This is a genomic window from Citrobacter sp. RHBSTW-00524, from assembly GCF_013747755.1.
Taxonomy (GTDB): Bacteria; Pseudomonadota; Gammaproteobacteria; order Enterobacterales; family Enterobacteriaceae; genus Citrobacter; species Citrobacter braakii.
Genome location: NZ_CP056421.1, coordinates 58,254 through 81,061, shown reverse-complemented (window position 1 = coordinate 81,061; position 22,808 = coordinate 58,254). Strand labels below are relative to the sequence as shown.

21 protein-coding genes and 1 tRNA gene are annotated in these 22,808 nt (G+C 53.4%); 11 read left to right on the top strand and 11 right to left on the bottom strand.

Going from position 1 to position 22,808, the window contains the following annotated elements:
- Positions 1-149 precede the first annotated feature (149 nt).
- Genes gmk through recG form a run of 5 tightly spaced genes read left to right on the top strand, consistent with a single transcriptional unit; the run spans position 150 to position 6,023 of the window.
- Positions 150-773: a guanylate kinase gene (gene gmk, locus HV229_RS00380; RefSeq protein WP_016155006.1), complete on the top strand. Its 624-nt coding sequence runs from the start codon at positions 150-152 to the stop codon at positions 771-773.
- A gap of 54 nt (positions 774-827) precedes the next feature.
- A complete protein-coding gene (rpoZ, locus tag HV229_RS00375) occupies positions 828-1,103 on the top strand; it encodes a DNA-directed RNA polymerase subunit omega (RefSeq protein WP_000135058.1) in 276 nt (91 codons plus the stop codon).
- 18 nt (positions 1,104-1,121) lie between these two features.
- A complete protein-coding gene (gene spoT / locus HV229_RS00370) occupies positions 1,122-3,236 on the top strand; it encodes a bifunctional GTP diphosphokinase/guanosine-3',5'-bis pyrophosphate 3'-pyrophosphohydrolase (RefSeq protein WP_003024038.1) in 2,115 nt (704 codons plus the stop codon).
- A gap of 10 nt (positions 3,237-3,246) precedes the next feature.
- Positions 3,247-3,936, top strand: coding sequence for a tRNA (guanosine(18)-2'-O)-methyltransferase TrmH (gene trmH / locus HV229_RS00365; RefSeq protein ID WP_131347196.1), 690 nt, complete (start codon positions 3,247-3,249; stop codon positions 3,934-3,936).
- A gap of 5 nt (positions 3,937-3,941) precedes the next feature.
- A complete protein-coding gene (gene recG, locus HV229_RS00360) occupies positions 3,942-6,023 on the top strand; it encodes an ATP-dependent DNA helicase RecG (protein WP_016155008.1) in 2,082 nt (693 codons plus the stop codon).
- Between the two features lie 42 nt (positions 6,024-6,065).
- On the opposite strand, the gene gltS is transcribed toward recG, so the two are convergent.
- Positions 6,066-7,271 (bottom strand): sodium/glutamate symporter, encoded by a 1,206-nt coding sequence (gene gltS, locus HV229_RS00355; protein WP_016155009.1) that lies wholly within the window; start codon positions 7,269-7,271, stop codon positions 6,066-6,068.
- 225 nt (positions 7,272-7,496) lie between these two features.
- On the opposite strand from gltS, the gene xanP reads away from it, so the two are divergent.
- Complete coding sequence (gene xanP / locus HV229_RS00350; RefSeq protein ID WP_003024026.1) at positions 7,497-8,888, top strand: xanthine/proton symporter XanP; 1,392 nt, start codon at positions 7,497-7,499, stop codon at positions 8,886-8,888.
- A 121-nt stretch (positions 8,889-9,009) separates the two neighbouring features.
- The gene (locus HV229_RS00345) at positions 9,010-10,719 is read left to right on the top strand and encodes an AsmA family protein (RefSeq protein WP_181546659.1); all 1,710 of its coding nucleotides are present in this window, start codon (positions 9,010-9,012) and stop codon (positions 10,717-10,719) included.
- A gap of 41 nt (positions 10,720-10,760) precedes the next feature.
- Here HV229_RS00345 and HV229_RS00340 read toward each other — a convergent pair whose 3' ends face one another.
- The 9 genes from HV229_RS00340 to HV229_RS00300 all read right to left on the bottom strand — a co-directional run bounded on the left by HV229_RS00340 (position 10,761) and on the right by HV229_RS00300 (position 20,964).
- A complete protein-coding gene (locus HV229_RS00340) occupies positions 10,761-11,444 on the bottom strand; it encodes a D-lyxose/D-mannose family sugar isomerase (protein WP_181546657.1) in 684 nt (227 codons plus the stop codon).
- Between the two features lie 49 nt (positions 11,445-11,493).
- Positions 11,494-12,354 (bottom strand): ketose-bisphosphate aldolase, encoded by an 861-nt coding sequence (locus HV229_RS00335; RefSeq protein ID WP_016155012.1) that lies wholly within the window; start codon positions 12,352-12,354, stop codon positions 11,494-11,496.
- Between the two features lie 80 nt (positions 12,355-12,434).
- Complete coding sequence (locus HV229_RS00330; protein WP_053388722.1) at positions 12,435-13,286, bottom strand: class II fructose-bisphosphate aldolase; 852 nt, start codon at positions 13,284-13,286, stop codon at positions 12,435-12,437.
- Between the two features lie 11 nt (positions 13,287-13,297).
- Positions 13,298-14,389, bottom strand: a complete 1,092-nt coding sequence (locus HV229_RS00325; protein ID WP_181546655.1) for a PTS fructose transporter subunit IIC — start codon at positions 14,387-14,389, stop codon at positions 13,298-13,300.
- Positions 14,390-14,415: 26 nt separating this feature from the next.
- Positions 14,416-14,736: a PTS fructose transporter subunit IIB gene (locus HV229_RS00320; RefSeq protein ID WP_181546653.1), complete on the bottom strand. Its 321-nt coding sequence runs from the start codon at positions 14,734-14,736 to the stop codon at positions 14,416-14,418.
- 19 nt (positions 14,737-14,755) lie between these two features.
- The gene (locus HV229_RS00315; RefSeq protein ID WP_003842172.1) at positions 14,756-15,226 is read right to left on the bottom strand and encodes a fructose PTS transporter subunit IIA; all 471 of its coding nucleotides are present in this window, start codon (positions 15,224-15,226) and stop codon (positions 14,756-14,758) included.
- Positions 15,227-15,252: 26 nt separating this feature from the next.
- Entirely contained in the window at positions 15,253-16,806 is a 1,554-nt protein-coding gene (locus tag HV229_RS00310; protein ID WP_181546651.1) for a PRD domain-containing protein, read from the bottom strand.
- A gap of 446 nt (positions 16,807-17,252) precedes the next feature.
- Entirely contained in the window at positions 17,253-19,571 is a 2,319-nt protein-coding gene (gene yicI / locus HV229_RS00305) for an alpha-xylosidase (RefSeq protein ID WP_181546649.1), read from the bottom strand.
- Between the two features lie 10 nt (positions 19,572-19,581).
- Entirely contained in the window at positions 19,582-20,964 is a 1,383-nt protein-coding gene (locus tag HV229_RS00300) for a glycoside-pentoside-hexuronide family transporter (protein WP_016155017.1), read from the bottom strand.
- Between the two features lie 290 nt (positions 20,965-21,254).
- Here HV229_RS00300 and HV229_RS00295 point away from each other — a divergent pair.
- Both HV229_RS00295 and HV229_RS26470 read left to right on the top strand, forming a co-directional pair.
- Positions 21,255-21,349: transfer RNA gene (locus tag HV229_RS00295), tRNA-Sec, on the top strand.
- A 204-nt stretch (positions 21,350-21,553) separates the two neighbouring features.
- A complete protein-coding gene (locus HV229_RS26470) occupies positions 21,554-21,736 on the top strand; it encodes a DUF6680 family protein (protein WP_308457948.1) in 183 nt (60 codons plus the stop codon).
- Between the two features lie 70 nt (positions 21,737-21,806).
- Here HV229_RS26470 and HV229_RS00290 read toward each other — a convergent pair whose 3' ends face one another.
- Positions 21,807-21,998 carry a toxin-antitoxin system HicB family antitoxin gene (locus HV229_RS00290; protein ID WP_003844491.1) on the bottom strand — a complete coding sequence of 64 codons (192 nt, stop codon included), beginning with the start codon at positions 21,996-21,998 and terminating at the stop codon, positions 21,807-21,809.
- Between the two features lie 136 nt (positions 21,999-22,134).
- On the opposite strand from HV229_RS00290, the gene HV229_RS00285 reads away from it, so the two are divergent.
- Complete coding sequence (locus HV229_RS00285) at positions 22,135-22,425, top strand: SymE family type I addiction module toxin (RefSeq protein WP_115190052.1); 291 nt, start codon at positions 22,135-22,137, stop codon at positions 22,423-22,425.
- 160 nt (positions 22,426-22,585) lie between these two features.
- The gene (locus HV229_RS00280; RefSeq protein ID WP_249417780.1) at positions 22,586-22,768 is read left to right on the top strand and encodes a prevent-host-death protein; all 183 of its coding nucleotides are present in this window, start codon (positions 22,586-22,588) and stop codon (positions 22,766-22,768) included.
- Positions 22,769-22,808 lie beyond the last annotated feature (40 nt).

The window sequence follows — 22,808 nt, the reverse complement described above, 5'->3', positions numbered from 1 at the left end:
TGCAAATCGCGGATAAAACAGGAAACTGGTACGCAAAACGCAATAAACATGCGCAAAAAGTGTGACAAGGGCTACGTCACATAGCGGCTACGTGTATAATAAGCCCGTATGTAGGCTCTCTTTCGACAATCACATACATTAAGATACTCATGGCTCAAGGCACGCTTTATATTGTTTCTGCCCCCAGTGGCGCGGGTAAATCCAGCCTGATTCAGGCTTTATTAAAGACCCAACCGTTGTATGACACCCAGGTTTCTGTTTCGCACACCACGCGCGCACCGCGCCCGGGGGAAGTGCACGGTGAACACTATTTTTTTGTGAACCATGACGAATTCAGAACCATGATTGGCAGAGACGCGTTCCTGGAACACGCTGAGGTTTTCGGTAATTACTACGGCACCTCGCGTGAGGCCATTGAGCAAGTATTAGCCTCCGGCGTAGACGTCTTTTTAGATATCGACTGGCAAGGTGCGCAGCAAATTCGTCAAAAAATGCCGCATGCGCGCAGTATTTTTATTTTGCCACCATCTAAGATTGAGCTGGATCGCCGTCTTCGTGGCCGCGGTCAGGATAGCGAAGACGTGATCGCAAAACGTATGGCGCAAGCTGTTGCAGAAATGAGCCATTACGCCGAATATGATTATCTTATTGTGAATGATGATTTCGATACCGCCCTGGGCGATTTGAAAACTATCATTCGCGCCGAACGTCTGCGCATGAGCCGCCAAAAGCAGCGTCATGACGCTTTAATCAGCAAACTGTTGGCAGACTGAACCCACATTCAGTATCATGCCCAGTCATTTCTTCACCTGTGGAGCATTTTAAGTATGGCACGCGTAACTGTTCAGGACGCTGTAGAGAAAATTGGTAACCGTTTTGACCTGGTACTGGTCGCCGCGCGTCGCGCTCGTCAGATGCAGGTAGGCGGAAAGGATCCGCTCGTACCGGAAGAAAACGATAAAACTACCGTTATCGCGCTGCGCGAAATCGAAGAAGGTCTGATCAACAACCAGATCCTCGACGTGCGTGAGCGCCAGGAACAGCAAGAGCAGGAAGCCGCTGAATTACAAGCCGTTACCGCTATTGCTGAAGGTCGTCGTTAATCACAAAGCGGGTCGCCCTTGTATCTGTTTGAAAGCCTGAATCAACTGATTCAAAACTACCTGCCGGAAGACCAGATTAAGCGTCTTCGGCAGGCGTATCTCGTTGCACGTGACGCTCACGAGGGCCAGACACGTTCAAGCGGTGAACCCTATATCACGCACCCGGTAGCGGTAGCCTGCATTCTGGCCGAGATGAAACTCGACTATGAAACGCTGATGGCTGCGCTGCTGCATGACGTGATTGAAGATACCCCTGCCACCTACCAGGACATGGAACAGCTTTTTGGTAAAAGCGTTGCTGAACTGGTAGAAGGGGTGTCGAAACTTGATAAGCTTAAGTTTCGCGATAAGAAAGAGGCGCAAGCCGAAAACTTTCGCAAGATGATTATGGCGATGGTGCAGGATATCCGCGTCATTCTCATCAAACTCGCTGACCGTACCCACAACATGCGCACGCTGGGCTCATTACGCCCGGACAAGCGTCGCCGCATCGCCCGTGAAACCCTCGAAATCTATAGTCCGCTGGCACACCGTTTAGGTATTCATCACATTAAAACCGAGCTGGAAGAGCTGGGTTTTGAAGCGCTGTACCCGAACCGCTATCGCGTGATTAAAGAAGTGGTTAAAGCCGCTCGTGGCAACCGCAAAGAGATGATCCAAAAAATCCTCTCGGAAATTGAAGGGCGTTTACAGGAGGCAGGCATTCCGTGTCGCGTAAGTGGCCGCGAGAAGCACCTGTACTCTATTTACTGCAAAATGGTGCTCAAAGAGCAGCGTTTTCACTCCATCATGGATATCTACGCTTTTCGCGTTATCGTTCATGATTCCGATACCTGTTATCGCGTACTCGGCCAGATGCACAGCCTGTACAAACCTCGTCCTGGTCGCGTGAAAGACTATATCGCCATTCCGAAAGCGAACGGATATCAGTCTTTGCACACCTCAATGATCGGCCCTCACGGCGTCCCGGTTGAAGTACAGATTCGTACCGAAGACATGGACCAGATGGCAGAAATGGGTGTAGCAGCGCACTGGGCTTACAAAGAGCACGGCGGCGAAAGCAGCACCACCGCACAAATCCGCGCTCAACGCTGGATGCAAAGCCTGCTGGAACTGCAGCAGAGCGCCGGTAGCTCGTTTGAATTTATTGAAAGCGTCAAATCTGATCTCTTCCCGGATGAGATTTATGTTTTCACACCGGAAGGGCGCATTGTCGAACTGCCTGCCGGTGCAACGCCTGTCGACTTCGCCTACGCCGTGCATACCGATATCGGTCACGCCTGCGTCGGCGCACGCGTCGACAGACAACCTTACCCACTTTCGCAGCCGCTCTTTAGCGGACAGACCGTTGAGATTATTACCGCTCCGGGCGCCCGTCCGAATGCAGCGTGGCTCAACTTCGTCGTCAGTTCGAAAGCGCGCGCCAAAATTCGCCAACTGCTGAAAAACCTCAAGCGCGATGATTCCGTCAGTCTGGGTCGTCGACTGCTCAACCATGCCTTAGGCGGTAGCCGTAAACTGGCTGAGATCCCGCCAGAGAGCATCCAGCGTGAGCTTGAGCGCATGAAGCTCGCCACGCTTGACGATCTGCTCGCGGAAATCGGTCTGGGTAACGCCATGAGCGTGGTGGTAGCGAAAAACCTCCAGCAGGGCGAAGCAACGGCAAACGTGCCAGCACAATCTGGTCACGGTCATCTGCCGATCAAAGGCGCAGATGGCGTGCTGATCACCTTCGCGAAATGCTGTCGTCCGATTCCTGGCGATCCAATCATTGCCCACGTCAGCCCGGGTAAAGGTCTGGTGATTCACCATGAATCCTGCCGTAACATTCGTGGCTATCAAAAAGAGCCAGAGAAGTTTATGGCGGTGGAATGGGATAAAGAGACAGAGCAGGAGTTCATCACCGAGATTAAGGTGGATATGTTTAACCACCAGGGTGCTCTGGCGAACCTGACGGCGGCAATCAACACGACCACCTCCAACATTCAAAGTCTGAATACGGAAGAGAAAGATGGCCGCGTCTATAGCGCCTTTATTCGCCTGACCGCTCGCGATCGCGTGCACCTGGCGAATATCATGCGCAAAATCCGCGTCATGCCGGACGTGATAAAAGTCACCCGTAACCGTAACTAGAACACGTTTTATGAATACTCAACGTTATGCACGTATTTGCGAGATGCTCGCACGTCGTCAGCCCGATCTGACCGTCTGCATGGAGCAGGTCCACAAACCTCATAACGTTTCTGCAATCATTCGTACTGCAGACGCGGTCGGCGTGCATGAAGTCCACGCCGTCTGGCCTGGTAGCCGTATGCGCACCATGGCCTCTTCTGCCGCAGGCAGCAACAGTTGGGTACAGGTGAAGACTCACCGCACTATTGGCGATGCGGTCACACATTTAAAAAACCAGGGCATGCAGGTTCTGGCAACACATCTGTCAGATAAAGCCGTGGATTTTCGCGAGATTGATTACACGCGCCCCACCTGCATCCTGATGGGCCAGGAGAAAACCGGCATCACTCAGGAAGCGTTGGATCTGGCGGATCAGGACATCATCATTCCCATGACTGGCATGGTGCAATCGCTGAACGTTTCGGTCGCCTCCGCGCTGATTCTGTACGAAGCACAGCGCCAGCGGCAAAACGCCGGCATGTACCGACGAGAAAACAGCATGCTGGCGCAAGATGAGCAGCAGCGTTTGCTGTTTGAAGGCGGTTATCCGGTGCTGGCGAATGTCGCTAAGCGCAAAGGTCTTCCCTACCCCCACGTAAACACGCAGGGCGAAATTGAAGCCGATGCAACGTGGTGGGCCACTATGCAATCTGCGAGATAAACGCGATGAAAGGCCGTTTACTGGATGCCATCCCACTCAATTCTCTGACCGGCGTTGGCGCAGCGCAAAGCAGTAAACTGGCGAAAATTGGCCTGCACACCGTGCAGGACCTTCTGCTCCACCTCCCTCTGCGTTACGAAGACCGCACACACCTGTACCCGATTGGCGAACTGCTGCCGGGCGTTTACGCCACCGTAGAAGGCGAAGTGCTGAACTGCAATATCACCTTCGGCGGACGCCGGATGATGACCTGTCAGATCAGTGATGGCTCCGGCATTCTCACCATGCGCTTTTTCAACTTCAGCGCCGCAATGAAAAATAGTCTCGCCACCGGTCGCCGGGTGCTGGCCTATGGCGAAGCCAAACGCGGAAAATACGGCGCAGAGATGATCCACCCGGAGTATCGCGTGCAGGGCGATCTCAGCACGCCGGAATTGCAGGAAACGCTCACGCCGGTGTATCCAACCACCGAAGGCGTGAAGCAGGCCACGCTGCGCAAACTGACCGATCAAGCGCTGGACCTGCTCGATACCTGCGCCATTGCCGAACTGCTGCCGCCAGAGCTGTTGCAAGGCATGATGAGCCTGCCAGAAGCTCTGCGCACATTGCACCGTCCACCGCCGTCACTGCAGTTGAGCGATCTGGAAACCGGTCAGCATCCAGCACAGCGACGTCTGATACTGGAAGAATTGCTGGCGCATAACCTCAGCATGCTGGCACTACGCGCCGGGGCGCAACGTTTCCACGCCCAGCCGCTGATCGCAAACAACGCGCTGAAAGATAAGCTGCTGGCGGCTCTGCCGTTTAAACCCACCGGCGCCCAGGCCCGCGTTACCGCTGAGATCGAACGCGATATGGCACTGGATGTCCCCATGATGCGTCTGGTACAGGGCGATGTCGGCTCAGGTAAGACGCTGGTTGCGGCGCTGGCCGCCCTACGTGCCATCGCACATGGTAAGCAAGTTGCACTGATGGCCCCTACCGAACTGCTGGCTGAACAGCACGCCAATAACTTCCGCAACTGGTTCGCGCCACTGGGTATTGAAGTTGGCTGGCTGGCAGGTAAACAGAAAGGCAAAGCGCGCCTGGCACAGCAGGAAGCTATCGCCAGCGGTGAGGTGCAGATGATTGTCGGCACGCACGCAATTTTCCAGGAACAGGTGCAGTTCAACGGACTGGCGCTGGTTATCATCGACGAACAGCACCGTTTTGGCGTACATCAGCGCCTGGCGCTGTGGGAGAAAGGTCAGCAGCAGGGTTTCCACCCACACCAGCTAATCATGACCGCCACCCCAATCCCGCGCACGCTGGCAATGACCGCCTATGCCGATCTCGACACATCGGTCATTGACGAACTCCCTCCGGGGCGTACGCCGGTCACCACGGTGGCGATTCCGGATACCCGCCGCAGCGATATTATTGACCGCGTGCGCAACGCTTGTACCCATGAAGGGCGCCAGGCGTACTGGGTCTGTACGCTGATTGAAGAGTCTGATTTGTTAGAAGCTCAGGCGGCTGAAGCCACGTGGGAAGAGCTTAAACTGGTGCTGCCAGAACTGAATATTGGCCTGGTTCACGGCCGTATGAAGCCCGCAGAGAAGCAGTCGGTAATGGCGGCGTTTAAGCAGGGCGAACTGCAGCTGCTGGTTGCCACCACGGTGATTGAAGTGGGCGTAGACGTACCTAATGCAAGCCTGATGATTATTGAAAACCCGGAGCGCTTGGGCCTGGCGCAGTTGCACCAGCTACGTGGTCGCGTAGGTCGTGGCGCGGTGGCCTCCCACTGCGTCCTGCTCTACAAATCACCGCTGTCAAAAACCGCGCAAAAACGCCTGCAAGTTCTGCGCGACAGCAACGACGGATTCGTGATCGCGCAAAAAGACTTGGAGATCCGCGGGCCCGGCGAGCTGTTGGGTACGCGCCAGACCGGAACGGCAGAATTCAAAGTCGCAGATTTGCTGCGCGATCAGGCGATTATACCGGAAGTTCAGCGCATTGCCCGTCATATTCACGAACGTTACCCGCAACAGGCTGTGGCGCTGATTGAACGCTGGATGCCGGAAACCGAGCGCTACTCCAACGCATAGTCGATTCATAGCGGCGGCGGATGTGACTCCGCCGCACAGACATTATTGCGCAAAAATCGGCAGCAGCAGATACAGCTTAATCACCAGCGCATTGACGATATCGATAAAGAACGCCCCCACCATCGGCACCACCAGAAACGCCATATGGGATGGTCCAAAACGTTCTGTAATTGCCTGCATGTTGGCAATCGCCGTGGGTGTCGCACCGAGGCCAAAACCGCAGTGTCCGGCTGCCAGCACGGCGGCATCGTAGTTCTTACCCATCATGCGCCAGGTGACGAATATCGCGTACAGCGCCATGAAAATGGTCTGCACAACCAGGATTGCCAGCATCGGCAGGGCCAGAGAAGCCAGCTCCCACAGCTTCAGACTCATTAGCGCCATCGCCAGGAACAGCGACAGGCTAACGTTACCCAACACCGAAACCGCGCGCTCGAACACCCGATAAAAACCCATTAACGCCAGGCCGTTACTGAGGATCACCCCAACAAACAGCACGCAGACGAAAGTCGGCAGTTCCAGCACCGTTCCGACCAACATTTGTGCAACGATTTTACCCACCGTCAGACAGATGGCGATCAGCGCAATGGTTTCAATCAGCACCAGCGAAGTGATTATGCGTCCGACATCCGGCTTTTCAAATGCGGTAGGCACAGCCTGATCGTCCGGCATGCCGTCTGGCGTGGTAGAGTGTTTGACCAAATAGCGGGCCACCGGGCCGCCAATCAATCCGCCCAGCACCAGGCCAAACGTTGCGCAAGCCATCGCCACTTCCGTCGCATTAGCGAAACCATAGCGCTCAATAAACAGCTTGCTCCATGCGGCCCCGGTTCCATGCCCACCAGAGAGGGTTATCGAACCGGCGATCAGACCCATCAGCGGATCCAGACCCAGCAGGGTCGCCATACCAATACCGATGGCGTTTTGCATCAGCAGCAGGCCAACAACCACAATCAGAAAGATACCCACCACGCGGCCACCCGCGCGCAGGCTGGCAATATTGGCGTTCAGGCCGATAGTGGCGAAGAATGCCAGCATCAGCGGATCGCGCAGGGTCATATCGAAGTTCACTTCCCAACCCATGCTTTTTTTCAGCACCAGCAGCGCAATCGCCACCAGCAATCCGCCAGCTACAGGTTCGGGAATGGTGTATTTTTTCAGGAAGGAAACAGACTGGACGAGCTTACGTCCCAGCAGCAACACAAGGGTTGCCGCAACCAGCGTTGATAACGTATCGAGATAAAACATTTACAACTCCATTAGTGCGTTTAGCACAATCACGCACGATGCATTCCAGACCGATTTTTAGCTCTTATTGAGTTTTCGGTGTGGATTTTAAGCAGAAAATCATGAAAAGTTATATAAAAATGTTTGTTTATCCGTTTTAAATATTAAGAACGCCTGGTAGCAAACGTTTGCATTTCCGCCATGGTCAGATAAAATCACCGCTTTTCCACCATGGGATTGCCTCTGATGTCCGTTAACGCCGTAGAGTCAACAAATGCGCAACCGGTTGCGCAGACTCACAACAGTGAACTGATTTACCGTCTTGAAGATCGCCCCCCGCTAGCCCAGACCCTGTTTGCCGCCTGTCAGCACCTGCTGGCCATGTTCGTCGCGGTAATCACCCCAGCGCTGTTAATTTGCCAGGCGCTCGGTTTACCGGCTCAGGATACTCAACACATAATCAGTATGTCGCTGTTCGCTTCCGGCGTGGCTTCTATCATTCAGATCAAAGCCTGGGGGCCGGTCGGCTCAGGGCTATTATCCATTCAGGGCACCAGCTTTAACTTTGTTGCGCCACTGATTATGGGCGGTACAGCGCTAAAAACCGGTGGTGCAGATGTCCCAACCATGATGGCGGCGCTGTTCGGTACACTGATGCTGGCAAGCTGCACTGAGATGGTTATCTCACGCGTACTGCATCTGGCGCGTCGTATCATTACCCCGCTGGTCTCAGGCGTGGTGGTGATGATTATCGGCCTGTCACTGATTCAGGTAGGTCTGACGTCGATTGGCGGCGGCTATGCGGCAATGAGCGACAACACCTTTGGCGCACCAAAGAATTTACTGCTGGCAGGCGTCGTGCTGGCGCTGATTATCCTGCTTAACCGCCAGCGCAACCCGTACCTGCGCGTTGCGTCACTGGTGATTGCGATGGCGGCAGGTTACCTGTTGGCGTGGTTTATGGATATGCTGCCGCAAAATACCGCGCCGGTAAGTCAGGACCTGCTGATGGTGCCAACGCCGTTGTATTATGGCCTGGGTATCGACTGGAGCTTGCTGCTGCCGCTGATGCTGGTGTTTATGATTACCTCGCTGGAAACCATCGGTGATATTACGGCCACCTCCGATGTCTCCGAGCAGCCCGTTTCTGGTCCGCTGTATATGAAACGCCTGAAAGGCGGCGTACTGGCGAACGGTCTGAACTCGTTTGTTTCAGCCGTATTCAACACCTTCCCGAACTCCTGTTTTGGACAAAACAACGGGGTTATTCAGTTAACGGGCGTTGCCAGCCGCTACGTTGGTTTTGTGGTTGCGCTGATGCTGATCGCGTTGGGCCTGTTCCCGGCGGTCAGCGGTTTTGTACAGCATATTCCTGAGCCAGTACTCGGCGGTGCTACGCTGGTGATGTTCGGTACTATCGCGGCATCTGGCGTGCGTATCGTATCCCGCGAACCGCTGAACCGCCGCGCAATTCTGATTATCGCGCTGTCGCTGGCCGTCGGCCTCGGCGTTTCCCAGCAGCCGCTGATCCTGCAGTTCGCTCCGGACTGGGTGAAAAACCTGCTCTCTTCCGGCATTGCCGCAGGCGGTATTACCGCTATCGTTCTGAATCTGGTGTTCCCACCAGAGAAGCAATAAGCAAAATGCGGCGTTGATTCTGAATCAACGCCGCTGTAACGCTCTTTCACCATTCCCGCCTTGAGCATTGCGCCTAAATCGTGCATAACTTGACTATGTGCACTTCGCGGGATGGAAGACCATGAAATTTATTGGAAAGCTGCTTCTTTACGTGCTGATCGCCCTTGCAGTGGCGATCCTCGGTTTGTATTTTCTACTGCAAACTCGCTGGGGCGCAGAGCACGTCAGCGCCTGGGTTTCGCAAAACAGCAGCTACCATCTGGCATTTGATGCCATCGATCACCGGTTTTCTTCTCCTTCCCATATTCTGCTGGAAAACGTCACCTTTGGCCGGGATGGTCAGCCCGCAACGCTGGTCGCCAAAACGGTCGATATTGGACTGAGCAGCCGCCAAATCACCGACCCGCTGCACGTAGACACCATTCTTTTGCAAAACGGCACGCTGAATCTTTCCCAGCAAACTGCGCCGCTGCCGTTCCAGGCCGATCGCCTGCAATTGCAAGATATGGCGCTTAACAGTCCCGGTAGCGAGTGGACCCTGAGCGCGCAGCGCGTTAACGGCGGAGTCATTCCCTGGAGTCCTGAGGCGGGTAAAATTCTCGGGAGTAAAGCGCAAATTCAGCTCAGCGCCAGTTCGTTGACGCTGAACGACGTCCCCACGACCAACGTATTGATTGAAGGCAGTATTGACCATGACCGTGTGATGCTGAGCAATATTGGCGCAGACGTGGCGCGTGGCGCATTAACCGGCGTGGCGCAACGCAATGCCGACGGTAGTTGGGTAGTAGAGAATCTGCGCCTGAACGATATTCGGCTGCAAAGCGACAAATCTCTGGCCGAGTTTTTTGCTCCGTTAAGCACTATTCCTTCCCTGCAAATTGGTCGTCTGGAAGTAACAGATGCCCGTCTGCAAGGCCCTGACTGGGCGGTGACGGATCTCGATCTGAGCTTGCGCAACATGACCTTCAGCAAGGACGACTGGCAAACTCAGGAAGGAAAACTGTCGATGAACGCCAGCGAGTTTATCTACGGCTCTCTGCACTTTTTCGATCCGATTATGAACGCCGAGTTCTCGCCGCAGGGCATAGCGCTGCGTCAGTTCACCACCCGCTGGGAAGGGGGAATGGTCAGAACATCCGGAAACTGGCAGCGCAACAACAAAGCGCTGGTCCTCGATGATGCTGCCATTGCCGGTCTGGAGTACACGCTGCCGGAAAACTGGAAACAGCTGTGGATGAAACCTCTACCAGGCTGGCTAGCCAGCCTGACGCTGAAGAAATTCAGCGCCAGCCGTAATCTGGTGATTGATATCGACCCGAGCTTCCCATGGCAGCTCACCGCGCTGGACGGCTACGGTGCTAACCTCGGGCTGGTGCAGAACAATCAGTGGGGGATCTGGAGCGGGAGCGCTAACCTCAACGCCGCTGCCGGCACCTTTAACCGCACCGACGTGCGTCGTCCTTCGCTGGCGCTGACGGCGAACAGCAGCACCATCAATATCAGCGAACTAAGCGCCTATACGGAAAAAGGGTTGCTGGAGGCCACTGCCAGTATTTCACAGTTGCCTCAGCATCAAACTCAGGTCAGCCTGAACGGGCGCGGCGTGCCAATGACGATTCTGCAGCAGTGGGGATGGCCCGCACTGCCGCTTTCCGGCGACGGTAACATCCAGCTTACCGCCAGCGGCAATATTCAAGCCGATGCGCCACTCAAGCCAACGGTCAGCGGCCAGTTGCATGCGGTGAACGTGGAGAAACAGCAGGTAACGCAAACCATGCAGGCGGGCGTGGTATCCGGTAGTGAAGTTACCGCCCCACCCGCTGCGCAGTAAAATCTGACGGCCCGGCGGCGATTTGCCGACCGGGTCGCCGTTTATCGCTGTAAGCGCGCATATTCACTGCACAACAGCCACTTCACCGGCTCATCCTCTTCTATCGCCGGGAAGCGACCGCCTGGCTCAAGGAAGTGATTGTCATGCAGGTCGTCATTGACCATCGAGATCTCCCAGCCCAGCACGAACGCTTTCTCCGCCCAAAAGCGATGATACAACCGCGGCGGCAGGCATACCCCCTGCCCCGGTTTCAATACCAGCGTCTCGCCAGCGTCAACAGAACGCCGCTGACCATCAACGCTAACCTCAACAATGCGCCGGACATCATACCCGTCATCAGGCGTAGCCCACGCCAACTGCATACATAAATCACCGCCGCCGCGGTTAACAATATCTTCCATTTTATGGCGATGAAAATGCCATGGCGTCTGCTGATCCTGCTGAATCTGCAGCATCTTTTCGGCGTACGGTTTGGGGTAGCTGGCTGACCCTAACTGACCATTGCGCAACGTCAGTAACGTCAGCCCCGTTTGCGCAAAATCTCCGCGCCCAAAGTCGGTTATATCCCAGCCCAGTTGGAGATCGAGCACTTCACGCCACAGAGTGTGATCCTGTTGCCGCCAGGCGTCAGCCGTAAAATACGCAAAGTCAGGCAGGCAAACCCGAAAAGTCTCGGCGATGGCATGCGCTTTATCGACGGCATAATTAATGTGTGAACGCTTCATTCCACTTTTCCTTGTTGCGAACAAGGCGGGTCACCCCGCCTGTATGCGGTTAGTAAAGTGACGCTTTGCCGGTTGAGCCGAACAGTTTCATTTTGTGACGGATCACATCCCGCGCGGCGCTAATGGCTTCCGGGTAAATAACGTTCGGGTCCCACCAGGTTTCTTTCGCCAGGATTTCGCGGACTTTCTGGAAGTAAGCGTATTTCATATCGCTGGAAATGTTGATTTTGCCAACGCCCAGCGTAACGGATTCGGCAATTTCCGCATCCGGGTTCGCGGAACCTCCATGCAGCACGAGCGGAATGTCCACTCGCCCGGCAATCTCACGCAGGATGTGCATTTGCAGCTCTGGCTGCATCCCTTTCGGGTAGATGCCGTGTGCAGTTCCAATCGCCACCGCCAGCGTGTCCGCGCCGGTACGGGCGATAAAATCCTGTGCCTGATCAGGATCGGTATAAGTGACCTTCGATACACCGCCTTCCACTGACGTCCCGGTTTGACCAATCGTACCCAGTTCCCCCTCCACCGAAACGCCTACCGCATGCGCCAGCTTGACCACTTCGCGGGTCAGCGCCACGTTCTCTTCATACGGCAGCAGCGAGCCATCAATCATCACCGAGGTAAACCCACACTGAATCGCCCGCAGGACATGCTCGACCGAAGCGCCGTGGTCCAGATGCAGAGTAAAGGGAACCGGGCTGCGCAGAGTGATATCACGGACGTAGCTAAAAAACGCATCGCCTACAAAATCATGTTCGCTGGGGTGAATGGAGATAATCGCCGGGGTATTGGTTGCTTCCGCTTCTTCCACTACTGCACGTACAAAGCAGCTGTCCGCCACGTTGAATGCGCCGATGGCAAAACCGTGCTGACGGGTAGGTTGCAGTAATTCTTTCATCGAAACTAACATGTTAATTCTCCAGTTTCAGGGTGTAGAAAGCCCTGCCAGTGCGTCGTCGCAGAGGCATAGAAGGCGTTACAGAAAATGAATCAGGCTTTGTCGATAGCGCCGCTGGCCTGCAGGTACGGAATAATGGCTTCCTCGCAGGCCTGCTCCATCAGGGCCAGGGCATCAACGAGTTCACCGGATGTGTCGCGACACAGGGTATGCAGTAGTGCAGCCTTTCCGGCTTCGAAAACCGCCGCGCCAACGTTTATCTTGGCGACGCCAAACGTCGGGCAGCGCTGTAGCTGGTCAAACGGCGTCCCGCTGCCGCCATGCAGCGCCAGCGGCACCGTTGATAAACGGGCAATTTCCTCCAGTCGCTGGAAATCAATGGCGGGTATGACACCGGGCGCGTACATGCCATGTGCCGTGCCGACCGAGACCGCCAGTAAATCGATACCGGTCTGTTGGATAAAGGGCTCCACATCGGCGGCCTGGGTCATCAAATCAGCGTTAGCTGCGTGATCATAGCGCGGGGCGTCGGCCAGATGCCCCAGCTCACCTTCCACGCACAGAGAAACGCTGGTCGCGAGCTCAACCACCGCCCGGGTCTGGCGAATGTTCTCCTCCAGCGCAAAGGCGGAGGCGTCGATCATTAACCCGCTGAATCCGGCGCGAAAAGCCTGTCGAATGCGCACTGGGTCCTTTCCATGATCCAGCGCCAGCGCGACCGGTACCGACGCTTCCTCTGCCAGCGTTTTGACGACCGCCACCGCTATCGGTGCAGGAAAATGGCCCAGATGCCCCTGATACAGATTCAGAATGATGGGCGCACGGTGTTTCTCAGCCGCCCGCACCGCCGCACGGGCGCTTTCCAGGTTCATACAGTTGATGGCCAGCAGCGCGTACTGCTCGCGCCAGGCTTTCGTCACCATGCTTTTCATATCGGCAAACATACGGCCTCCGGTTATTCCAGGGTGAAGGTGATCTCTTCGTCTTTCAGCTTTTGATCGCTAAGTTCATCAAACTCTTCGTCACGTTCGGTCACCGGCTTCTTCCACAACGACAGCATGACGCCGCAAATCACCGTGCCGATCCCCAGCGCCAGGCAAAACAGTAGCGGATGCGTAAAGAGCGGGACCACGAACATGCCGCCGTGCGGTACCGGGCTTTCGACGCCCCACACCATAATCAGACCGCCCGCTATCGCCGAGGCCACTACGCAGGACCCCACCACGCGCAGCAGGTCGCGCGCCGCAATGGGAATGACCCCTTCGGTAATCATGCAGATCCCCATCGGGAATGCCGCTTTCAGCGCCTCGCGCTCCGCACAGGTGTACTTGTGACGCGTCAGCAAAAAGGAGAGCGTAATGCCGAACGGAGGGATTATCGAACCGACAAACTTCACCGCTTCCGGACCGTACACGCCGCTGACTAACATGCCGTCAGCAAATAGCGACATGGTTTTATTCACCGGTCCGCCAAAGTCGAATGTCGCCATTGCGCCAAGGATGGCCCCCATTAAAAAGCGTGACCCGCCCTGCATGGACTCCAGCAGATGAATCAACGCGTCCTGCAGCCAGGCTATCGGTTTGCCAATGAGCGTCATCATCAACAGGCCACCAATGACGGTACTCAGTACCGGCAGCACCATGATGGGCATCAACCCCTGCATCGACTGCGGCAAACGGATATAGCGCTTGAGCAGCAGGACGGTATAACCGACCAGAAAACCGCCCAGCATCCCGCCGATAAAACCGGTATGAATTTCACCGCAGACAAAGCCGACAATCAGACCCGGTGCGAATCCGGGGCGGTCAGCAATAGAGTACGCAATCGCCGCGCTAATCAGCGGTACGATTAACCCCATCCCCCAGCCGCCAATCTGGTTGAGCATCCAGGGTATGGTTCCTGTTTTTTCACCCACGTTAGTACCGCCAAGTATTTGCCCGAGAGCAATACAGATCCCGGCGGCAACAATTAACGGGATCATCCACGAAATCCCCGTTAATAAATGTTTTTTTATTTCCTGAGATAGCGGAATTTTATTTTCACTCATGTGAAATCCCTCCAGAATGGGGATCGCTACTGGTTATTATTAGCTAATGATTTTTCGACCTTTTCAAGAAACTGAATGGGCGACTTTATGACAATTTCAGTTTTCACTCGCACAATACGTTTATTTAAAAATCGTTCCTCCCCTTTTATTTTTACATCCACAGCGAGAATCACGACATCAGCAGCAGAAATGTCCTCTGTCAGCAGTTCGTTTTCCGTGCCGATAGTCCCCTGGGTTTCCACTCTTATATTATGACCAAGCGCTTTAGCACCTTTAATTAACTTCTCACGGGCAATATAGGTGTGCGCAATACCCGCCGTACAGGCGGCAACACAAACAATATTCATAACATGCTCCACGTTTGATTTAGCAGACATTGGATTCAGCATATTGGCTAAAAAGCTCAATAATTTTCTGTGGACTGCTTTCGACTAACAGTTGTTCAATAATGTCGTCATCCGCCAACGCGCCGGCAACCTGCGAAAGCAGACGAATATGGGTGGTGTTTTGATCTTCAAGGCGTACGGCAAACAGAATGATGCAGCGCACGTTGCTGCCGTCCAGGGTTTCCCAGGGAATATCCTGGCGGGTACGCCCAATCGCCAGCGTGGTATTGACCACCGCCGAGGATTTCCCGTGCGGAATCGCAATATGATTTTCGAAGCCGGTCGAGCCTTCTGATTCACGCTGCCAGACATCCTGAATAAACGTTTCCCGACAGCTAATTGCCCCATCTTTTTGCAGAATATCCGTCAGTTCCTCAATAACCTCCGTTTTGTTTGTGGCCTTCATGTCCAAAATAACGCGATTTGTATTGAGTATTTTCGTGATGTCCATAAATCATACCTCATGGAGTTCAGACATTAATTTTCAACGACCAGCGACGTCGCCCGATGTAATTTTTCCGTAATAACCGTTTCTGTTACCCGCTTAATATCCGCATCATTGAAGAAGGCGGTGACATACACGACCGGCATGGCAACGGCAGGTAAATTGATCGTCGATACCACCAGTTCAATATCGTCCGTCAGGACGGAGGGCAAGCTGCCTGCCGACACCACGCCGACGATGGTCCAGTCCGGAAAGGCGCGCAGAATGCGGCTTTTGAGTAAGTGAGAGGTGCCGATACCGGTTGAGCAGACCAGCAGCACACGTTTACGCGCTATCTGACGCTCCATCGCGGCCTGAAAATGCACGGTTAAATATCCCACCTCATCATCCGACACGGCCCGTTCGCCCCAGCCGCTAAACACCCGATTCACCGCGCACTGTGTCAAACGCCAGACGTCCTGCAACTCGCCTTTAATGTCCTCCAGCAGCGGATTACGAATGCGGATCTGGTAGTTCAGGCGGTTAATCAGCGGCTTAATATGGATCAGCAATCCGTCATACAGCGCAGTGTCCTGGCTAAGATCGCAGTCAACCATTTCGGCGAAGGTGGCAATCAGCCGATGGGTAATCAAGCGTGCTTCGTCGCTGGAGTGCAAATGGCCAATCACGCTCACATCGTTATGCTCTTCAATCACCATACCGGAGGAGATAATATATTGATAAATAAACCAGACTTCGTCTTCCGGCAGCGGGTGGGCAATGCGTTTTTCGATATGCTGAATCATGCGACTGGCAATGGAAAAAATGTTCTCATCACATGACGTGATGCTTTCTTCTTTTCTCGGCAGCGCATTGCCCCGCGTAATGCGGTACATCATGATCAGAATATGAGTAAAGATATTGACGTAATAAGGCTCGCCCAGCGACCAGCACAGATCGTTCTCCATTTCCTGCAACAGCGTCTGGACAAATAAAACGTCTTCTTCGCCAAAGTAATGCACTAACGCTTTATAACTGCCCGGATCAAGTCGTGAATAAATCACGCTTCCAGGTTCATTATGGTTAATCACACCGTTAATCAGCGACGCCATCGCCTGGCGCACCCCGCTCTCGCTGCCTTCAATGTGTGTGCCGCTCTGGCTGCGAATCAGCGACAGGCCCAGCGGGGTAATCCACGATTCAATCACTTTCAGATCGTTAACAATCGATGCACTACTAATAAAATAACGTTCGGATAATTTATTGATCGATGTTTCATGCGGCGTTTCACTTAATAATTGCGAGGCTATCTTAACCCGCCGTGAATTATTCATCATGCCGTCAGCATCATCACCCTCCGACCCTAATAACTGATCCAGATATAAAAGGTCAGTAATGTTATCGGCACTTAATATCACGCCCGCACCGGCACGTTTATCGATGGATATTTTCCATTCCGATAACCATTGTTCCAGTAACCGCAGATCGCGCTGGACGGTTTTCTCTGAAACAGATAAATATTCGGCAATTTTTAGCAGCGTAACATATTCCTTCCGGGACAGAAGAAACTTTAATAATCTGTTTTGTCGCGAGGTAATCATTTGCATTATTTACCCTTATTACATACCAGATTAAATATCTATACCCGTCATACTTCAAGCTGCATGTGCGTTGGCTTTCCTCGCTCACCCCTGTCACGTACTTATGTACGCTCAGGGGATTCGCTGCGTCGCCGCCTTCCTGCAACTCGAATTATTTAGGTAATAAAGAAGCATTTATGCTCCACGTGTAATCCGTGATGATAAATATAAGAGGACTACGATGCGCCAACAATACTAAATCGTGTCCTGTATTCCGGACAGAAATAAGACAAAAAGAGGAAATAGTAAGATATTTACGGCGCAGATCACATTTTTCGCGGGAATTAGAGTGATAGCGCTCGCAAATATGGGGAGGTAAAAATTTAAGTCGGGATGTTTTTGATTTTAAGATCTGGAACGCTGCTCGCGGTGTGGGCCGGATAAGACGCATCCGGCACCACGTCGACACATGCTTACAAGGTAATCGTCAGCTCACTGCCCTGTGGAGTAATAACTACACCCAGCTCGCTGCCCATATGCGACCCGCATTTAATGCCGCCAATTTTCTGAATATTTCGCAGGCACAACGTCCAGTTACGTGCCTCACCATTCCCTTTCACAGTGATGGTATTACCTACACGCGTCGCCTTCAGCGTGAAGATAACCGAGCCGTCAGCAGCCGGAACTTCACAGAGTGCTTCCCGCCCCTCCTGCAGATGGAACAGCTGGAACGCTGTCCCTTCGTGCCAGGCGTAGTCCGGCTTCTGGTTATTGCTGCCCAACGCCAGCAGGGTATTGTCACGCACATAAACCGGCAGACTCAGGAAGTCATGCTGCTGCTTATGCCAGCGGCTGCCGGCCACCTCATCATTACGCCACAGATGCGTCCAGCGTCCTTCCGGCAGATAGAACTGCACATCGCCCGCCTCGCTAAACACCGGCGCGACCATCACGCTATCGCCCAGCATGTACTGGCGGTCGAGATAATCACACGCCGGATCGTCCGGGAACTCCAGCATCATCGCGCGCATCATCGGGGTGCCCTGCGCATTAGCGCGCGCTGCTTCACGATACAGGTACGGCATCATGCGGCATTTCTGTTCGGTGAAGTAGCGCACCACATCGCAGGATTCGTCATCGTACGCCCATGGCACACGGTAGGATTTACTGCCATGCAGGCGGCTGTGGCTGGAGAGCAGCCCAAACGCACACCAGCGCTTGTAGACGTGCGCCGGAGCGGTATTCTCAAAGCCGCCGATATCGTGGCTCCAGAAGCCAAAGCCGGACAGGCCAATAGACAAGCCACCGCGCAGGCTTTCCGCCATCGATTCATAGTTGGCGTAGCAGTCACCGCCCCAGTGCACCGGAAACTTCTGCGCGCCCACCGAAGCTGAACGAGCAAACAGGACAGCCTCTTCTTCACCGACGGTTTCTTTCAGCACGTTCCACACCAGTTCGTTGTAGATGTACGCATAATGGTTGTGCATCTTCTGCGGATCGGCACCGTCAAACCACTGAACGTCAGTAGGAATGCGTTCACCAAAGTCGGTTTTGAAGCAGTCTACGCCGATATCCACCAGACCTTTCAGCTTGTTGACATACCACTCGCAGGCTTGTGGATTAGTGAAGTCATAAATCGCCAGGCCCGGCTGCCATTTATCCCATTGCCACAGGGAACCGTCCGGGCGCTTGAGCAGATACCCTTTCGCTTTCAGTTCAGTGAACAGCGGGGATTTCTGACCGATGTAGGGGTTTATCCATACGCACACCTTCAGCCCTTTCTCTTTCAGGCGGCGGATCATACCTTCCGGGTCCGGGAAGGTCACCGGGTCCCACTCAAAGTCGCACCACTGGAAGGCCTTCATCCAGAAACAGTCGAAGTGAAAGACGTGCAGCGGCAGATTGCGCTCGGCCATGCCGTCGATAAAGCTGTTCACCGTCGCTTCGTCGTAATTGGTGGTGAATGACGTGGTCAGCCACAGACCGAACGACCAGGCTGGCGGCAACGCCGGACGGCCGGTAAAGCGGGTATAGCGATCCAGCACCGCCTTCGGCGTTGGGCCGTCGATGACGAAATATTCCAGATACTCGCTTTCAACGCTGAACTGCACTTTCGACACTTTCTCAGAGCCGATTTCAAACGACACGCACTGCGGATGGTTCACCAGCACGCCGTAGCCGCGGTTGGTGAGATAAAACGGGATGTTCTTGTAAGACTGCTCGGTACTGGTGCCCCCATCGCGGTTCCAGGTTTCCACCGTCTGGCCGTTACGTACCAACGCGGTAAAACGCTCGCCCAGCCCGTACACCGTTTCCCCCACGCCCAAATCCAGACGCTCAAACATATAATTACGCCCGCTGTGGGTATCCTGCACGTAACCGCTATTCTTTAGCTGACTGCCGGTAATACGTTCACCATTACGCAGGAAATCCAGCGACCAGAACTCGCCTTTGGTCACCCGAACGCTCAGATTGCCGCTCTTCAGTTCGGCAAATTCAGCGGTGTTTCGCATCTCAACATTGACGTCCTGCAACACATTCAACGGGTAATGTGGGCCGGTATCCAGCGCGCCCTGGAAGTGCTCCATACGTACCCCCACCACCCCTTCCTGCGGCGAGAAAAAGCGTAAGGTGAAGAGTGGGGTATCCAGTTGCCAGGTACGTTCACGCACATCGCGCGGCGCAACGTAGACAATCATCTCGTTACCCTGCTGTTCAACGTCGAACACCTGAATTGGGTGTATTAAATTCAGGCCAGGTTGGGTCAGCCAGTTACCATCGCTAATTTTCATCGTCAGTTCCTTAGTTCTGTAATTCTTTCGTCGTGAAATCCTGCTGGTTGCGGCGCGCGCCCTGAGCCAACTGACTCATAATTTCCGTCAGATACGGCGTTTTCAGGGTATAGAAGCGTTTGGCAATCACGGCACTCAGCAGGTAACAAATAGCCGGGACAATGGTGAACAGGGCGATGATGATGCTAATGGTGGCGCTGTTCTGGGTTTTCGCTGCGGCGTCGTAGCCACCGCCCGCCAGCATCCAGCCGATCAGCGCCCCGCCGAGCGCCAGACCCAGCTTGAGCACGAACAACGTGCCCGCAAAGCTGATCCCCGTCAGGCGTTTACCGTTGCACCATTCGCCGTAATCAACGGTATCGGACATCATTACCCACTGGATTGGCGTAACGAGCTGGTGCAGTACACCAATGACAAAAATAAAGATAAACATGGTGATGCTGGCGTGCATCGGCACAAAGAACATCGCCAGGCTCGCTACCGCCAGCGCAGCGTTGGTCCACCAGAAGACGCTGACTTTGCATTTCCAGTCGGTCAGCGGTTTTGCCAGCGCAGAGCCGATCAGGTTGCCGACGCAATAGGCGGTGAGAAAGGCGACAAACACCTCCGGCTTACCCAAAATCCAGGTGACGTAATACATCATCGCCCCGCCACGAACGCAGACGGCCAGAATATTGAGGATGGTCAGCAGGCCGACGATGCGCCATTGGTCGTTTTGCCAGATGTCGCGCAGGTCTTCACGCATAGAGGTGGTGCTCGGCGGCGCTTCCACGCGTTCTTTGGTAGTGAAGAAGCAGAACGCCAGCATCAGGAACGCCACCACGGAGAGCACCGCAATCCCGCCTTGAAAGCCGAACGCTTTATCCTCGCCACCAATCAGATTCACCAGCGGCATCATCAGCACGGTGGAGAGCATGCCGCCCGCCGTCGCCAGCACAAAGCGCCATGATTGCAGGGAGATACGCTGCGTTGGGTCATTAGTGATCACGCCGCCCAGCGCGCAGTAGGGAATATTGACCACGGTATAAAGCAGGGTCAGCAGCGTGTAGGTGATTGCGGCATAAATCATTTTGCCGTTCAGGCTGAGATCCGGCGTGCTGTAGGCCAGCACGCAAACCAGACCAAACGGCAGTGCGCCAAACAACACCCATGGGCGGAATTTCCCCCAGCGCGAACGGGTACGGTCAGCCAGCAACCCCATACAAGGGTCTGAGATGGCATCCAGCGCGCGGGCCAGTAAGAACATGGTGCCGACAAATCCGGCTGGGATACCAAAAATATCGGTATAGAAGAACATCATATATAACATGACGTTATCGAAGATAATGTGGCTAGCCGCATCGCCCATTCCGTAGCCAATCTTCTCTTTAACAGACAGAATTTCACTTTTCATTACGCATCCTTGTTAGCACTTTCACACGCCCTGATACCGGTTACAGTTCTTGTAAACCATCCCTGTGAGCGCGGGTATTCCGATATCTCGTTATCAAATTACGATTCTTGTTTTCTGTGATCAGCGTAGCGTCAAAAAATGTGTCTAAGTGTAAGTAATGGATTTTGCGGGGATTTATTTGAAACTGGTCATGGTATAGAGAAACGGAAGTTAAAAAAGTGAGTGAGGGGGTGTGGAAACGTTTGGAAGTAGCTATAATGCGCCCCGCCTCCATGTAGCAATCGAGGCGCGGAAGATCGTCATCTCCGGTGAGGTGGCTGGACTTCAAATCCAGTTGGGGACGCCAGCGTTCCCGGGCAGGTTCGACTCCTGTGATCTTCCGCCAAAATGCTCATATCATCCTCAAAGATTTTATTTCGTCTCAATTGTCATAACCTTCAGAATTAAGGAAAAGACAATAAATTTAGCACTAACTGCCGCTACTGTTTTGCTACACTTTTAAGTCCTTTGCTCGCAGTCCGAGTACAAAAACTTATCGAAAAACACTCCTTTATGCACACACTTTCCAGAAAGTGAGAGTGGTAACGCGATATGGGATCAGACTAGCCATAGACTTTTTGCGAATTTACTTTCTGTTATGGCTAAAGATATAGGCTACGATTTTGATCGAGTTCATTTGCAGAATACTATTTATATAGCTGTTGCTCACGGGCAAATAAATTTAGATAATCTAAAAATTCGCAAAGGGATGGCTTCAATTTTCTCTGGTTAAACAGCATTGAAAATGGATGTAGTTTCTTTTCCCGAATCCTCTGACGCTCAAAATTCTTAATAGAACTAACCTACATTTCTGGCTCAATACCTAATTTACGTAATTCATTTCTCCCCAAGGTTTTGAGCCAATTCCCCAAACTCATCCCCTCTGCCTTTGCCGCAGCCTCGAACTGCGCCTTTAACTCGGGTGTGATACGAATCTGGAAAGTTGGTGCTTTTCCGGATTTAGACTGATTTGGGTCGCGTTTAGCTGTTGACATGTACGTACCTACAAGAGCAGTATACCACCAATCAGGTACGTACCTTTATATCTGACGACCTGACTCATAAACGCTCTCGCCCGGTATTCGCAGTACCCGACGAGAGCTAACCTCACCAACTATCAAGGAGTTGATTATGGCTGATTCGCATTCTACCCCAGACACCGACCAATCTGGAACCGAGCGCTCGTTAATTGTGGGATACCGCCCGAATGTTTTCGACAAATCCACGCCCAAAATTATTCTTTCCGGCAAGTGGCTACGCGAAGCGGGGTTTGATACCGGGCAACAGATTACCGTAAAAGTGATGAATGGCTGTATCGTCCTGATGGTCTATGGCGAGCAGGAGCAACGGCTGCAGGATAAGCTGCAAGAAGCAAATCAGAAGTTAAAAAGAATTGAGAGCACGCTGGCGACTCTCCAGTAACGTATAACTGAACCTGTAAGCGTTAATTACAGGTTTACCAGGTGCCGGATGGCGCTAACGCTTATCCGGCCTACTCTGCCTGTTAGTATTTATCCCAGTGAGAGAACAATGTACATGTTCTCTCAGGGACAAAACCAAAGCGAATCGAGACCCCGAACAAATGAATCACAAAGGAAAACCAGCCATAGTTATCTACCCCATTGAAGGTGGTGAACAAACGGAAGAGATAACGCTGCAGATACTGAAAACAAAAATCCAATGGACTCAAAACGATATCCACTTAGGAAATATTGCCGATGGTGATGCTTTCTTTGATACGTTGATAGGTCAGCACAAAGAATAAAATTAAGTAATGTATTATCAAATAGGTAACGTTTGTTGCT